General features: G+C 36.1%; 4 protein-coding genes. 1 reads left to right on the top strand and 3 read right to left on the bottom strand.

Annotated features, from left to right (window positions below; all coding sequences use genetic code 11):
* Positions 1-432 precede the first annotated feature (432 nt).
* From EO113_RS00670 to EO113_RS00660, 3 genes are all read right to left on the bottom strand, one after another.
* Entirely contained in the window at positions 433-5790 is a 5358-nt protein-coding gene (locus EO113_RS00670) for a TonB-dependent receptor domain-containing protein (protein WP_127135227.1), read from the bottom strand.
* A gap of 424 nt (positions 5791-6214) precedes the next feature.
* On the bottom strand, positions 6215-11458 hold the full coding sequence (locus tag EO113_RS00665; protein WP_126940357.1) for a TonB-dependent siderophore receptor: 5244 nt from the start codon (positions 11456-11458) through the stop codon (positions 6215-6217).
* Between the two features lie 321 nt (positions 11459-11779).
* Complete coding sequence (locus tag EO113_RS00660) at positions 11780-16939, bottom strand: TonB-dependent siderophore receptor (RefSeq protein WP_127135226.1); 5160 nt, start codon at positions 16937-16939, stop codon at positions 11780-11782.
* A gap of 341 nt (positions 16940-17280) precedes the next feature.
* On the opposite strand from EO113_RS00660, the gene EO113_RS00655 reads away from it, so the two are divergent.
* Positions 17281-18252 (top strand): sirohydrochlorin cobaltochelatase, encoded by a 972-nt coding sequence (locus EO113_RS00655; protein ID WP_370466826.1) that lies wholly within the window; start codon positions 17281-17283, stop codon positions 18250-18252.
* Positions 18253-18271 lie beyond the last annotated feature (19 nt).

The raw sequence follows: 18271 nt of genomic DNA, 5'->3' as shown, positions 1-18271 counted from the left end.
CTTTCAATACAATGAAAGTGTTATTCATACTCTCAGCATATTGCAAAAATACATTACAATGCAATCTTTATTATAATTTTAACTAAGATTGCATTTGATTGCAATCTTTATTTTAAATAAATTACTTTTAGTATTCCAATGTAATTTTCATACTATAATAGGTAATCTTTGCATCTCAATGCAATCTTTTTTCGCAATGTAGTCACTGTATCTCGATGTAATTTTGGATACGCTGAGAATATTCCTTGCCTCTAGATAGATCGCAGTCCTATACTGCTATACTGTTGAACAGAGCATGGTAATAGAGGATAGCTAACTTACATCGTTAACTATCCTCTATGGTATATCATTATGTACTGAATGCCAGTCTATCTTCCTATGTAGCTATACACAGGCATAGTCCAATATCTATAAGAATTCTATTCCATTATCTTAGAACTTGTACGTACCTTGGATACGAGTGTAGTTACCTAATTTAAAGTTTTCTCCACCGTATAATGTATCACGTTGTCCAATACCTTTTGCATCGAATGTGTAGAATGCTTCTACTAAGAAATCTTTCGCTGGTACATATCCACCACCTAATGTGAAGCTACGAATACCATCTAAGTAACGATCTGGTACAGCTCCTGTGCCATTACCACCTAAGAAAGCACCATGTCCGAAGTATTTGTAGTCAATAAATGCATTCCAGCTGCCAGGACGATAATAATCAGATTGGCCTACATCGAAACGAAGTGCCCAGAAGTGTGGAGTACCACCTGTTCTATGACCCTTCAATTCAAATTGAGGATTACCTGCTGGATTATCATATACTTTACCTGCTGTAGATTGATAGATACTTCCACCATTCATATAGCGAGCAAAGTCTGTTCTATTTTGACCATAGTCGAAAGATACAGCTGTATTATCACCAATTTGGTATTTTAAGCCTAAACCAAATACATTTGCTAAACGACCAAAACTGCGAGGCTCGTTTCCGCTATCGCTTGTATAATGTACAGTATGATTTTCATGGCCTGTAGAGCGTAAGTACCAAGCTGTGACACCTAATTTATTATTTACTTGTTGACGATATTGGATAAAACCAGCACGTTTAACCGCAGGAATCACATCACGTTGGATGATAACACCTTCTGTTGGAATCACTTTACCAGTTGCATTGCCTAATGCTTCACGAGGAAGTTTACTGTAGTGGTCAGCTCGTTCTAATACAGAGTTTACTTTTTTGAAGAAGTTTACTAACAATTTAGGATATGGTTTAGATCCTGTCACATTCAAATTATCATCTGTCAAAATATTCATTTCGATAATTTTCTCTTTTAGAGTTTCGATTTGTTTTTCATCAAATGTGTATACACCATTACCATCAGCAGTATGAGCTGTACCATTAGTATTTTGTGGCACTTCTCTATCCGCTGTTGTTTTATACGCAGCTACAATAGCCTCTTTATTAGCATCGAACCATTTAGAGATGTATTCTCTACCACCGTCTTTTAGTAAATCTTCATTAGTGAGTGTCACTTTAAAGAGATCTAAGCGGCTGTCAATACCATTGTTTTTACCATCGTTAGGAGTTACGTTCAAGGTGCGTGGAACATTTGGAGTTTCTCCTACTTTTACTCGGATTGTGTTATAACCATAATAATCTTCTGGATCTGGCTCTTCTCTATAAATTGGTTCTGACCATAAGGTATCAAACTTCAATGCAGGTATTTGAAGAATTAATTTATTCTTATCGCTGTTGAAGTCCGCACTATACGCTTTGCTTGCCAACTCTTGCATGTGTTTTACTACTTCGAATTGTTTTTCTACAAATGGTTTGCGAATTTCATCTTTTACTGTTTTTTCAGTATTTGCCAATGTTTTTTCTAGAGCTTCTTTTTTCGCTTTATCATCAGCCGTAGCAAGACGCAAGTTTTCATATAATGGTTTTAATTTAGCACGTTCAGCGTTAAGCTCTTTTTCTAAATCATCTTTTTTAGTTTCTAATGCTTCTTTTTCAGGCCCATCTTCTGCAGCATAATAGGCTTCAGAAGCTTCATCATATTTAGAACTTATTTCTTCTACTTTTGCATTGACTACTTCGATTTGGTTATTGATAGGTTTTGATGTTGCTTCAATATTAGCTTCTGTTGCTGCAATTTCTGCTTTGATAGTTGTACCTGCAGCTGCAATTTTATCTTGACCAGCTTCAATAGCTTTTTCTTCAGCCTCTTTAATTTCTTTCAATTGATTATAGAATCCAACTGTATTGACGGATTTATCTGTGGTAATTTCTTTATAGGCATTTAAGTCTGCCCCTAAGAATTCACCAACCGTTGGAGCTCGTTTAAATGCATTATAAATCGCATGTGTATAAGCAGAGTCTGTTACACCTGTACTATAAGAGAAATCACCATAGCCTACACGGACTTGTTTTGTATCATTTGTCCAAACACCGCGAATACCATCGTATTCTTTACCAAACCAATATCCTGTGACACCCATTGGTTCCGTCATACGACCAGCTGTTAAGTCCCATTTATTGGTATGTTTAGTGACTGTCGCTTCATCAATACGTTGATGATTGAATCCTTTTGTCACTTTTAATTGGTGATCAGTATCTACACCACGTTGACCACTGGCACTAGCTATCACGCGTACATCTACATCTTTGCCAATACGTGCATCAATACCGGCTCTCACTCGAGATGTGATGCCATGGTTATTTTCATCACGAAGGTTATCTGCTGCATCATCCTCAATATAGCTTGTAGCTGTTACACGACTAGTTGGGCGGTCAAAGCCTAAATGGCTATCCCAACGATTTCTAAAATCACCAACAACCTCAACGCCGGCTTTTTTATCTACATTAAAGTCACGATGAATGAAAGTATTCAAATGGTCTACCACTTGTGTTTTCACTTCCACTTTCGCCATATTTGGTTGACTCTTATCTGTAGTCGCATCCGCACCAAATTTTAAATTAATACCCATACGGAATTGTCGAGTAGACAAAGCACGATCATCATCTCGATGGTTGAATAAGTTGTTAATACCAAAGTATACACGGGAATCTTTATTGATTTTCTTTTGAACGATCATATTCCAAATGCCATATGTTTTACGTTCATACATATCGCTAGTACGACGGTCAGATCCAGAATAGGAAATTTCAGATTTACCTTCTATTTTCTTAGCTTTTCTTGTAACAGGATCAAGTACAATAGCTTTTGTAATTGGATCTCTTTCATAGGCTGTACCAGACGTCATATATCCGCCACCGCCAGATACGGAGTTACTATCTAACATATTAATGTAATAGTCACTCCAAAGGCTACCAGACCAACCAGTTTTTTCATCTTCATAGTCAACGCCAATACCAATTTTATGTGCCGGTTTATCTAACAATTGACGTGGCATATCTGGATTGCTCTTATTCACTGCATGCAAGAATGTATATCCAAAACGAGCTTTCCATTTATTGGAAAGTTTTTGTTTTAATTCCCATTCAAGACCAGTAATTTCGGCTTTACCAATGTTTTTAAAGCTGTAAACCATATCTGGTGCATATAAGAATTTATAGATACCACGTTCAGTATTTTCGTTCAAATCTGTGTGGAAATCTAACACATGGCCTGTATTATAAGCAGTAATATAGTTTTTAATATTATTTCTAAATACAGTCAATTTACTGTAAGTATTTTTATTTTCCCCTTCAATGGAGACATCAAAATTTAAGGATTTCTCTGGTTTTAAGTTAGGATTTCCTTGCCAGTACCAACCTAATCGTGCTTGACCACCATTTAAACTAAACGCTGTTATATGGGATGGGAACATTTCCCAGTTATAAAATAACTCACCCATCCCTGGTTCTACATAGCTACTACCTACATTTGCTTTGAAACGACGATGTGTATTTCCATTCAAGTTATGAGTTAAACCCATATTAAAAGATAAGTTAGAACCAAATAAACTACTGTGATCAAAACGAGCAATTGGAGTTAACATCGTATTTTTATTTAACTGCCATGTATCTTGCACAAATAGATATTGTTTGTTAATCGTACCACTACCAACTGTTTGTTTATTGATACGTTTATCTGCTTCTTCTTTAAAGTTAGCCCCATTTAGCTTTATAATTTTACTTAATTTAGGATTAACAGTATTATCGTAATAATACAATGGTAACTTTTCTACATCGGAGCTAAAAATTTTATCTCTCCAACTAGTTGCTGTCGCATTATTTTCGTCAATTGCTGCCTTATTTTCCGCCATTAATGTCGCACCAAACTCCATATATTTGGCATAGGCTTCAGGATATTTTTTCTTTAATGTATTAGCTGTAGTACCACTAATCCAAGTTTGAGAGTTAGACGGATCACCTTCTGTCAACTTCTCTTTATAATTCAAGAAATCTTCGTAGGTAAACTCAGGTACTTTACTGTTTGGATTGGATTTATCTGTGTTGTACCACTCTTTTTCCTTATTTCGTTCGATAATGCCATCTTTGCCTTTACTGAAAGAATAGTCATAAATGTTAGATTTTGGATTACCATTACGATCTACAGATAAGCTCTTATCATAATCCCATGGATCTATATCACGCACATAGGTATGCGGTGCATTTTTCAAACGGCTACCTGTACCTGTTTCACGAGACATACCAACACCATAGGATACTAGGTGATTATCGTTAGCTTGGATATCTCCAGATACTCCAAAATTCCATTGTCTGTGGTCAATATTATCTGTGTATTCTAAAGTGTTTTTACCTTCATAGGTACTTTTTCCATAGTCACTGCTCAACGTTAAATCGTTTTCATTGGTACGAGTATAGTTAACTTCCGCTTTCCAATTGGAAACATCGTCTCTACCTTCATAGGTCAAATTCATTGTATTACGATTTAGGTCACGTTTATAGTGCATTTGTGGCACCATGAAAGAATCACTATTTTTCACATAGCGCTCTAAATCTTCACGATAACGATCTAGCTTCATACTGATCGTTTGATTATCTTTCACATCTATAATACTAGCCACACCTACATTAGCATTTGTACCATAATACCGTAAAGAATTTTTTAGGAATCCATGGTCAACAGTATCATCAGCACCTAGTGCAGATTGTCTAGGACTTTCACTAGCATAGATTGGCATAATATCTCGTTTACTACCGAAGATATTCACTTTAACCTTACCGATTTTACCAGAGTCAGCTCGAACAAATACATTATTGAAAGGTAGAATATCGCTATTCCCTTTTTCACGAATACCTTCAAAGTTAAATTGTAAACCTGCTTTATTGCGTGGTTTATTCGTGATAACGTTAATAACACCACCCATAGCATCAGAGCCATATTTTGCACTAGCAGCACCTTGTACGATTTCAATATGGTCTAGATTTTCTGTTCCTAAACGTTGCAATTCATCGCCTGCACCTTGGTATTTCGCCAAATCACCCATCACAGGCTGACCATCTACCAAAATTAATGTATGACGAGGTTCTGCACCACGAATAGATACACCAACTCGACCCATAGCATCTACAGTACGACTCACACCAGTTTCACTAAATACGATATCCTCAGCAGATTTCGCTTGCTTAGCTTCAATATCTTTTTTAGTAATAATTTGCACTTGTTGCGAATTATACTTCGCCTCTTCTTGTGCACGATTCGCTGTAACATATACAGACCCTTCTGCATGTGCTACAGTCGGAACTAGAAAACTTGCGCCCCCAATCCATGTAGCAATGGCACAGGAAAGCATAAAATATTTATTTCTTGCTTCGCTTTTCCTTGTCATTGGTATCCTCCTATTAGAACAAAACTCTCTTAGTAATGAGAAAATAAGTCAAATTACTACAATTGTACCTTGTATTGATAATCTTTTTCTACTCCAAAAAGCTCCTAACTAATCCATTGCGACATTTTAAGAATTATTTAATTAATTTTTTGATTTTTACTCTTTAATAAATAAATTCCCATAAAACTGCAATAATTGTTCATTTTAACAAAAAAATATTGGTATTATTTTAGCTTTGTCTATTGAATAGGTAAGATAGGATAGCTTCATAACATATAGAAAAGCTATAACTAATTGAGTATATACCTCAAATAAGTTATAGCTTTTCCTATAGGTATTTCACTTTTTATTCAATAAATAACTGTTATATATACACTTAGCTATCATTGCATGTAATTTCAGCAAAATACTATGTTGTTGTTAATTAGAATTTGTAAGTACCTTGGATACGAGTGTAGTTACCTAATTTAAAGTTTTCTCCACCATATAATGTATCACGTTGTCCAATACCTTTTGCATCGAATGTATAGAATGCCTCAACTAAGAAGTCTTTACGAGGAACATAGCCACCACCCAATGTAAAGCTACGGATACCATCTAAGTAACGATCTGGTACAGCACCTGTACCATTGCCACCGAAGAAGGAGCCGTGAGCGAAGTATTTGTAATCCATGAAGGCATTCCAACTACCAGGTCTTGTGAAATCAGACTGTCCAAGATCAAGACGAGCTGTCCAGAAGTGTGGAGTGCCGCCCATGGAGTGGCCTTTTACTGTAAAGTCAGCTGTACTACGAATATGGTCAAAATTAGTATGACCGTTCATATAGCGACCAAAATCACTGCGATTGAAACCATAATCTAAGGAGATAAGAGCATTATCACCGACCTGATATTGTGCACCAATAGCGAAAATATTAGCCAATCGTTTTGTCGTATACATATCATTGGTTAAATCAGGAACTTCCGATGTTACCTCTCCGTAAATAGGATCATTTAGATCGATATCCCCAGCCCAATCTTTATTATATCCCGTAATACCCGTATGAGTTACCATCTTAGTTTTCGCATGACCTGCTTGCATAGAATGAGCATTATTGTTCAAGGAACGTAAGAACCATGCTTGTAAGCCTAAACGAGGGTTAATTTGTGTTTTATATTGAGCAAATAATGCCTTATCGATTGCTGGAATTACATCTCGTTCCAACTTCAGGCCTGTCACTTTAATTGGTTTTCCAATTACTTTTTCGAGAGCTGCACGTGGTAATGTGTTACCTTGTTCAGAGTCTTGAATAGTTACTTTTAATTCCTCAAGATATTTTTTCACAATATTAGTAACTGTACCCTCACTATAATAATTTTCAATAGAACTAAAATTTGCCTCTTTTAATTCATTAATAACGTTTACATCTTCGATTTTATATGAAGATGTAGTGTAGTCATAAGGACCTACTTTCTTTATGCCTACTACACGCTTAAATTTATATTTATGTATAGGACTATTCAATGTATTCAAAGGTTGGTTCTTTGGTAGAACAGCTGTAATCTTAGCCCCCTCATTGTAATTGGTCATTTCTTCCTTAATGACGGAAGCTAAGGTTTTATCTCTAGTATCAGTTTGATACACTAATGTGCCGTAAAAATGAGATTTAGCAGCCCATTCAGCAACAGCCTTATAACCTTCCTCTAGTTTCTCTTTATTATTTTCCAGATAGTTTCTATCTAATAAAGATGGATTTCCCAATGATTCTCCAAATTTTTCGTTAACTTCATTTTTCAATGTACCATTTATTTCACCGAGTACTTTATTTTTTTCTTCCTTATACAATTTATTTGGATCATCTTTTTCAATTTTTTCAGGTCTATATTGATCGCTTTCAGCATACGATGATATATCACCCGCTAAATATCCCACATTATGATTTTCATCCTCTACTTCATATACTACCTTAACCTTGCCAGCCGATATAACAGGATTATAGCTTATATATTTATGGTTTACCAACTCTGGATATGCTTTATTGATGATATTTGCCATACGTTTGATGATTTCAGTTCTTTTAGCAATTTTTTCTTCTTCTGTTGCATTTGGCATCGTATTATCTACATCACTTAATTGTTCCATAAAGTATAGGTTTTCATTTTTCCCTTTAAATTCTTTTAGGTATATATCCATGAACGAGCCTTCTTGTGGAACCTTTTTACCATCAACTTCTTTTACTGGTGTCTTCCAAATATTTCCATAAATTGCCGCTATAGTCTCACTATCCCCATAAATTTTATTTAAACCAATAAACTCTTCCAATGTTGGAGCTCTAAAATAGGTAGAGTACGTACTATGGTTATAGGCAGAATCTGTAATACCCGTACTTGCTTTAAAGGACCCAATACCGGTACGGAATTGACTTCTTTGGTCCGTCCATACAGCACGAACTCCATCAAATGTTTTATTGAACCAGTATCCAGTAGCACCCATGGATTCAGATAAGCGACCAATCGAGAAATCCCAATGTCCGCCAGAGTGGGTAACATCTAGATTTTCTAATCGTTGTTTATTTAATCCTTTAGAGTTAATTGTTGTGTTTGCTGTATCTATAGAGTGAGTACCACTAGCACTAGCAAGAACTTTTACATTTGTATTATCATTAATTCTTGCATCTACACCAAAGCGTATACGTTGTTCTAAACCATGTTCTTTTTGATCTTTTAGATTATATTCAGCGTTACCAACATAGGATGTGCTTGTGTATAAAGATTGTGGACGTTCAGAACCACCATGTGCCATTAAGCGTGCACGATAATCGCCAATAAATTCAGTTCCTTTTTCTTTCTTAGCATCAAATGGTCTTTCTAAGAATTGATGTTCACGTCCCATATCATCGCCATTCACAGTAGCTATAGCTTTATCTACATGAACTTTTGTAATAGAAGTTTTACCATTTATACCATTTGTTACTGCAGGATTTTGCATCTTCGCATCTTGAGCTTTACTATCTCCACCTGCACCAAATTTAAGATTTACACCAAAACGATATACGCGAGATTGTGTTGCTCTATCATCATCACGATGATCAAAGATATTGTTAATACCAAAGTATACTAAGGAATCGTTGCCAAATTTACGTTGTACCATGGCATTCCATGTACCGTAAGATTTTTCTTCGTACTCATTAGATACATTATAGATGGCACTATCGGAATCAATACCACTAATCCAGTAGTTGGATCGATTCTTTTGTGTATTACTATCAAGCATTTTATGATAATAATCTGCCCACAATTGTGCATTCCACTTCTTAGTTTCATAGGTAATACCAAAATCGATTTTGTTAGTTGGGCGGTCTAATAAATGTGCAGGCATTGTAGGATCAGATTGATTCAACGCTTGCAAACGAGTCCAGCCGAAACGTGTACTCCATTTAGAACCAAATTTATGTTTCCATTCTAACTGTACACCAGTAATTTTTGCTTTACCAATATTTTTAAAGCTATAAATTAAATCTGGTGCTTGCATCCATTTATCTTTTTTTGATAATTGTGGTGCCCAGTCTTGTAATTCTCCTGTAAAGTATACGGACATATAGTTACGAATACGATTTTGGAAAACGCCAATGCGAGCGTAATCATTTTTACCTTCCCCTTCAAAGCTAATGTCAATATTTTTAGACGTTTCAGGTTTTAAGTTTGGATTACCTGCCCAGTACCAGCCCATTTTTGCAACACCTTGCGCTACTGGATTGGATGCGAACATTTGCCAGTTATACCATAGTTCACCCATACCTGGCTCAGAATAACCAGTGCCAATATTCGCTTTCAAACGACGATGAGCATTAGAGTTTACATTATAGGTAGCACCAAAATTCCAAGATACATGAGAACCAAATAAATTACTCTTATCAATACGTACAGTAGGTTGTAATAACAAGTCTTTATTTACTTGCCATGCATCTGCTATGTAGTAATTTCTCTTATCAATACTACCTTCACCTTCAGTAATACGTTGTTCACGTTCACGATATTTTTCTAGGAATTTAACACCTTTAAATTTTGGCGCTTTAGCACGTTCTGCTGGATCTAAAGATTCTCCTTGCATAAAGTATTTCACATATACCGATGATCCATTTATATCATTTTCTTTTTTTAATGCATCGTTGAAATCTCGAATTTTCTCCCAATGTTCGTCATCTACACCAAAATCTGTTAAGTTATTATACCATGAGGCTGGATCTGTTGGTTTAATAGGGTCGTCTAATTTATGGTCACGGAAGTATTCGTAAGTAATCGGCGGAATATCGCTTTCGTTTTCTGCTCCATAGTATTCATAATCTTTATCCCAAATTGGCAATCCATCTTTACTTGGTTTAAATTTGTAATCGTGAATATGAGAATAAACACGTAAACTATTATCACCAGGTCTACGTTCTAAACGGTCTACACCTGCTACTAGTAAATTTTTATCGTAGTCCCATGGATCGATATAACGAGTTTTTACGTTAGGAGAACTTTTAAGTCGGCTACCTGCTCCCGTTTCGTGAGTTTGTGCAATTCCCCAACTCAAAGTATGTTTATCACCAATGGCAGAGTTAGCATTGAAACGGATATCTGTTTGACGATGATCTACATCATCAATATAACGTAATTCATTTTTACCTTCGTATTGGGAACGACCAGTATAGTTAATCAATGAAATATCATTTTCATTGATGCGAGAATGATTCAACTCTAATTTCCAATCACTAGCACCACCACGACCATTCCAAATCATGTTCAATGTGTTACGGTTACTATCACGTTTAAAATGACGTTGCGGTTCCATAGGAGATGTACTATGTTTTACATCACGTTGTAAATCTTCCGTAAAACGATTTAAACGTAATTGTACATTATGCTCTTTATTAATATCATAGATAGCATTTAACCCAATATCAGATGTATCCCCATAGAAACGAAGCACATTTGGTTTAAATTCGCCTTCTAGTTTATCACCAGTATCTCTTCTTTCTTGAGATGCATATACTGGTAAAATATCACGTTTACTACCAGAAATAGCTACACGAACTTTACCCATTTGTCCAGAATCGGCACGCAAGAAGAAATTGGAATTACCATATCCAGTTTCTCCACCTTTAGCGCGAGAGCCTTCCCCATTGATTTGGATAGTTGGTTTTTTAGCTGCTTTTTTAGTGATGATATTCACAACACCACCAATAGCATCAGAGCCATATTTCGCACTGGCAGAGCCTTGAACAATTTCAATACGCTCTACATTTTCTGTACCAAGGCGCATTACTTCATCCGCTGCGCCACTAAATTTAGCTAAGTCGCCTAGTACGGCTTGACCATCCACTAAGATCAACGTATGACGTGCTTCCGCACCACGAATAGATACACCCACACGACCCATAGAATCTACAGTACGAGATACACCGCTTTCAGTGAAAATGATATCTTCTACTGATTTAGCTTGCTTTTGTTCAATGTCCTTTTTAGTAATAATGCTCACTTGTTGTGAGTTATATTTAGCCTCTTCATGAGCTCTATCAGCCGTAACATATACAGACCCCTCAGCTTGTACTGAGTTTGAGTACATCAACCCTGGTAGTGCTATCCATGTAGCAATCGCACAAGATAGCATGAAGTACTTCTGTTGCTTTCTACGATTTGTCGTCATTGCAATCTACTCCTAAATACTAATCATAAAATTAACACAAATAATAACACAAATGACAAAAAATATCATTTTGATTTAATTTTATACCAATTTTTCTATCATATCTACTCCGAAACGTTTTCAATTAGCCCATTCCGTTATATTTTTTGCAAATAATTCTCACATTTTTCATGTGTATAACTATTACTTTTGTTTTTCTTCTTTTACATTCCAAGTATATGTAACATAATAAATGCCTAATGAGCACCATAGATGTACTCATTAGGCATTAAAAATAGTTTCTTATACTATTGTATAGATTCATACAAATGTATGAGATACTTAGAATTTATACGTTCCTTGAATTCTTGTATAATTTCCTAATTTAAAGTTTTCTCCACCATATAATGTATCACGTTGTCCAGTCGCTTTTGCATCAAATGTGTAGAATGCTTCTAATAACAAGTCTTTACGTGGAACATAGCCGCCTCCAACAGTAAAGCTACTAATACCATCTAAGTAACGATCTGGTACAGAACCACTACCATTGCCGCCAAAGAAGGAACCATGATCAAATCGTTTGTAATCGATGAAACCATTCCAACTACCTGCACGTTTATAGTCGGATTGACCAATATCAAAACGTACTACCCAGAAGCTTGGATTTCCTCCCATTGAACGACCAGTTGGTGTAAAGTTAATACTACCTGGAACATAGTTATACACAGTGCGTCCATTCATATACCGTCCAAAATCAGTTCTATTTTGACCGTAATCAAAGGATACGGATGCATTACCTGTACTATATTTTGCTCCAATACCGACTACATTAGCCACACCTTTGAAAGTGGTACTTGATGTACCTAAGCCACTAGCAAATTGTACTGTATTTGTATCATTACCCATAGAGCGTAAGTACCAAGCAGTCAAACCTAATTGTTGACCTACCATATGGCGTAACTGTACATAGGCCGCTCGTTTAATCGGTGGAATGACATCACGTTGTAATACGATACCTTCTGCTGGAATGATAGCGCCAGTATATGGAATGAAAGCTTCTCGTGGTAATTTACTATGTCCATCTGTGGCTTCTAAGGCACTTACGATTTCATTGAAATATTGCGCTACAAGATATGGATACATACCTGATTCATATGTTTTAGCAATAGAAGATTCACCAGGAGTACCGATAGCAAGATAATTCATTTCATAAAGTTTATCGCCTATGTTATCTAACAAGCTACTCTCTGCCTCAACTTTTACTACCCCTGCATTAAATGAGTTTTTAGCAATAGCTTCTGCTTGTTCTTGATAACCTTTTAGGATTGCTTCTTTATTCGCTTTAAACCATTCTTTTAAAAACTCTTTTTTATTATTTCCCAGAACTTTCATATCAGTTAATTTTAATTTAAAGATAGGGTTATCTAGGTTTGCACCACTCGGACTGATTGCTTTAGTAAAGGAACTTTCCTTATCTGGCCCATCTACTACAGGTTGATCATCAGGTCCATATACTAGTTCTCCATCATCATCATACTTATAGCTTTTTTCTTTACCAGTTAGTCTATAAGTTATTTCTGGCATCTTAATTGGAATCGTAATTTCTTCTTCTGCTTTTTTAGCTACATTATATTTTTTAAAGCCTTTATCATGTCCATAGGCTTTTACAGCAAGCTCTTGCATGTGAGCAACAACACCATATTGAGCATCAATATTGGCATCTAATTTAGTAGTAACTTCTTCAAGTTCTTTTGTTTTTGCATCAATATCTTTTTTGTATTGCGCTTTCTTTTCAGGCGTATCAGCAATGTAGTCATTGTCCATATAATCTTTTAAGGTAGCAATTTCACTAGCAAATGTTTCTTTTTTCTCACTTAGTGATTTATAATCCCCTTGTAAAGCTTTCAGCTGTTGATAGAAGTTGATAGTATTTGGTGCATCTTTCACAACTTTTTCAACTTTTGCACCACCTACTAATTTTTTCTCTTCTTCAGAAAGACCCGTGTAATCAAAGGTTGTTCCTATGAATTCATCAACAGTCGGAGGTCGTTTAAATTTAGTGAAGATTGCATGGGTATATGCAGAATCTTCAATACCTGTACTATGACGGAAATCACCGTAACCAATACGTAATTGGTCTTTATCACTAGTCCAAACAGTACGTAATCCATCAAACTCCTTATTAAACCAGTATCCGGTCATACCAAATTTCTCAGTCAATCGACCGACACTGAAATCCCATTTAGCATGATGGTTTGTGACATCTATTGTTTCTAAACGGCTATGAGAAAGTCCTTTAGATCCTGTTGTCACATGGGATGCATCCACCCCCTCTTGACCTTGTGCTGTAGCTACTACTTTTACATTCGTATGATCTCCTACACGAGCATCAACACCTAATCGTAAACGACTATGGAAGCCATGTTCATTTTTATCTTGTAAGTTTTTCAATGCACCATCGCTAATTGAGCTGACTGCTGTCACACGGTTCGCTGGGCGATCGCTACCTAAATGACTATCTCCACCAAAGCGAATATCTCCCACTACGGTAGCACCTTTTTCTCGATGTTGATCAAATTGAGACTCTAATACAGATGATGTTAGAGATCCTTGAGCTTTCGATACAGAATGTTCCGTCATTGGAGTTGTACCATTATTCACTGCTACAGTCTTAGTATCAGTATGTTTGGAACTACTAGATCCATCGGAACCAAATTTTAAGTTCATACCGAATCGGAACTGACGTCCTTGTAAGGCACGGTCGTCATCACGATGATTAAATAGATTGTTCATACCAAAGTACACAAGGGAATCTTTATCGATTTTTTTCTGTACAATCATATTCCAAATGCCATAGGTTTTCTTCTTGTACATATCAGCTGTTTTTTTCGTATTGAACTCGTATGTGATAATAGACTTATCATTATTAGCAGGGTCCACTTGTGATGTAATGTAGTTACCACCACCAGTAACAGAGTTACTATCTAACATACCATAATAGTAATCAGTCCAAATGTTGCCACTCCAGCCACTTACTTTATCTTCTAACTCCAATCCTAAATCCAATTTATGCATTGGTTTATCCAACAATCGTTTCGGCATATCTGGATTTGTTTTGTTCACTGCATCTAAATATGTATAACCTACTTTCAATTTCGCATGGTCATTCAACCGTTGTTTCACTTCTAGTTCAACACCATTGACACGAGCTTTTCCGATATTGCGGAATGTATAGAGCATATCTGGTGCATGAGCATATTTTGTAGCACCAAAATAAGTACTTTCATCAAGATATGGATAGAAATCCATTAAATGTCCAGTATTAGCAATGGTCATATAGTTACGAATTTGATTGCGGAACGCCGTCAATTTCATATAGGTATTTTTATTTTCTCCTTCAAAGGAAATATCTATATTTTTTGACGTTTCCGGTTTCAATGTAGGGTTGCCAATCCAATACCAACCTAAGCGAGCACGTCCACCTGACAATGGAGCCACATTCGTTACCGTAGGTCCAAACATTTCCCAGTTATAGTATAGTTCACCCATACCTGGCTCTGTGTAACTGGTTCCTACATTGGCTTTCAAGCGACGATGCGCATTTCCACCTACGTTGTGAGTAACCCCCATATTGAAAGTCATATGCGATCCAAACAAATCACTATGGTCTAAACGTACAATTGGTTGCAACAGAGTATCCTTGTTGATTTGCCATGTATCTTGCAAGAAAAAATGCTGTTTCCGTAATCTTGCACTACCCATGGTTTGTTGGTTAATGCGTTTATTGTATTCATCTTTGAAATGACCGCCATTAAATTGAGGTCGTACGATTTTGAAAGATGGATCTTCCATGTAATAGAATAAAGCTAAATAATCTTTATTAATGACAGGTGGTTTGACCCCATCAATGGTTTCAGTTCCTTGATGACCTGGGCCATACTTAGCAATCAGTTCTTTATTGTATGGAATTTCATTTAATTTATCATTAAATGCCTTGAATCGTTTCAATGCTTCTGGGTTACGGGATTCCATATTGTTTGGCGTATATCCAGAGTTATACACAAGTCCATGGAATGCGGCTGGATCTAATCCTGCTTCTGGATCTAGATAGTTTTTAAAGTCTTCGTAGGTGAACTCTGGTACACTTGTTTTATCTGAACCATCATAACCATACCACTCTTTTTCTTTATCCCACCGTAATACGCCTTCTCCATTTTCTTTGAAAGAATGACGATAGATTGTACTATCTGGTTTTCCGTGTTTTACAGCTAAACTCTTATCATAGTCCCACGGGTCAATATTACGTACCCATGTATGAGGGGCACTTTTTAGTCGGCTACCTTCACCACTTTCAGTAGTATATCCAAAACCATAAGAAAGTAAGTGATTATCATTAGCCTGTGTGTCTCCAGTGATATTAAAGCTCCATTGTTTATGGTCCACATTGTCCACATAGTTTAATGTGTTTTTACCTTCATAATTGCTGCGACCATACTCACTTGTTAAGGTTACATCATCTTCTTTCGTGCGAGTATAGTTTAATTCAACCTTCCAATTGCTTTTTTCATCTTGTCCTGCATAGGAAAGGTTACTTTTATTTCTATCTAAATCACGTTTGTAATGAACTTGTGGTTCATCTTCAGAGTTTGTACGTTTTACAAAACGTTCTAAATCTTCGTTATAACGGTCTGTTGTAAATGTAAACGAATTATTTTGATTCACATCATAAATCGCAGACAATCCTAAATTGGAGTTTGTCCCATAATATCTTAGGGAGTTTTTAGGAAATTGTTCATTGACAGTAGCATTTCCAAATGGAACTTCTTTTCTTTCCCTCGCAGCATATACAGGAACGATATCACGTTTACTACCATGAATATTAACACGTAATTTACCTTGTTGACCAGAGTCAGCACGCATAAAGAAGTTACTATATGGGAACAAACCTTGATCGCCACGGGAACGAATACTTTCACCATTGATGCGGATATTCGCATTTTTATTTGGTTTATTCGTAATTACATTGATAACACCACCAATGGCATCGGATCCATATTTTGCGCTCGCAGCGCCTTGGATAATTTCTATACGTTCTACATTTTCTGTACCTAGTCGTTGTAATTCATCACCTTGACCTTGGTATTTTGCAAATTCACCCATCACTGGCTGCCCATCTACAAGAATTAATGTATGACGAGGTTCAGCACCACGAATCGATACACCGACACGACCCATGCTGTCCACTGTACGACTCACACCAGCTTGTGTAAATACAATATCTTCCACAGATTTAGCCTGTTTTTGTTCAATATCTTTTTTAGTAATGATTTGCACTTGTTGAGAGTTATATTTTGCTTCTTCTTGTGCACGGTCTGCTGTAACAAACACAGATCCTTCTGCCTGTACAGGTGCTAATCCACCAAATAGATACCAAGAACAAGCCATCCAACTCATGACTGCACCAGTAAGTAAACGTTTCTGATACGGCTTAGAATAATGCATAGCATTCCACCATCTTCCTATAAATACAAATAAATTTGATAATATTAATCATTTGTATTATAGACCTAATCAAATATCACATCTACTCCATATGGATTTCAAATGCTCCATTTGATTCACGAATTGTAAAATTATATTTATATTTTAGACGATGAGTTCATGATAATATACTTTAATCATATCTAACTTTCATGATTATATGTTTATATTTCATTGACACTTATCACAGCTAGGAATATAATAATAAATGAGTATGAATAGGGAAATAAAGATTCATGCTTTTGGGTATATTCTAGTTTTAGGTAAGGAGAATTATTATGAAATTCTTTTCTAAAAGCGCTATGATTGCGGCATTAGCAGTAACTGCAGCTTTCGGCGTTTCTCAATCTACTGATGCGGCGTACATGTTAAACTCTGAAGTAAAAGATGCAACTCCAGCATTACAAGAAGCTGCTTCCATTGGTGTTCGCACATATGAAAATCCAATGATGAAAAACGCAATGAATAAAGATGCTATCGTAGTTATGTCCTTTGGTACTACTTTCAAAGATACTCGTGCAAAAACAATTGATGCTACTATCAATGAAATCAAAGCACAACATCCAAATGTTAAAGTTGTAACTGCTTTCACATCTCATATTATTATTGATCGCATTAAAGCCCATGAAGGTATTACATACCCTACTCCAGAAGAAGCATTAGACCAATTAAAAGCTGATGGATATACTCGTGTTGCTTTAACAACATTAAATATGATTCCAGGCATGGAATATAACTATGCTGGTGCTGTATTCAACCATCATAAACAAGATTTCAAAAAAATGACATTAGGTTTACCTTTAATGTACTGGATGGGCCAAGAAGAACAACGCGATGATATTGAACAAGCATTAAAAGCATACTCTTCCCAATTCCCTATGATCCAAACAAAAGATTCTGCTGTATTGATCATGGCTCATGGTACTCCAGATCCATCTAATGCGTACTATGCAGTAATCCAAGATCGTATCGATTCCATGGGATTCCAAAATACATACCTTTACACAGTTGAAGGATGGCCAAACCTTGAAACAGTAATCCCTCAATTGAAAGAAAAAGGTATCAAACACGTGACATTAATGCCATTAATGATGGTGGCTGGTGACCATGCAAACAACGACATGGCTGGTGACGAACCTGATTCACACAAAAGCATCCTTATGAAAGAAGGCTTCACTGTAGATACTTACATCCATGGTGCTGGTGAAAACCAACTAATCCGTGATATCTTTGCTGAACGTGCTTCCGAAGCATATGATGCATTAGTAAAATAATTGCAATCACAATAGTATA

It is taken from the genome of Veillonella sp. 3913, from assembly GCF_003992235.1.
GTDB lineage: Bacteria > Bacillota > Negativicutes > Veillonellales > Veillonellaceae > F0422.
The sequence above is the reverse complement of the archived record's forward strand: the minus strand, read 5'-3'. Positions and strand labels throughout refer to the sequence as shown.

Excerpts from the sequence above, each read along its gene's own strand:
- EO113_RS00670 (WP_127135227.1), bottom strand. The coding sequence starts at position 5,790 with ATGACAAGGAAAAGCGAAGCAAGAAATAAATATTTTATGCTTTCCTGT.
- EO113_RS00665 (WP_126940357.1), bottom strand. The coding sequence starts at position 11,458 with ATGACGACAAATCGTAGAAAGCAACAGAAGTACTTCATGCTATCTTGT.
- EO113_RS00660 (WP_127135226.1), bottom strand. The coding sequence starts at position 16,939 with ATGCATTATTCTAAGCCGTATCAGAAACGTTTACTTACTGGTGCAGTC.
- EO113_RS00655 (WP_370466826.1), top strand. The coding sequence starts at position 17,281 with ATGATTGCGGCATTAGCAGTAACTGCAGCTTTCGGCGTTTCTCAATCT.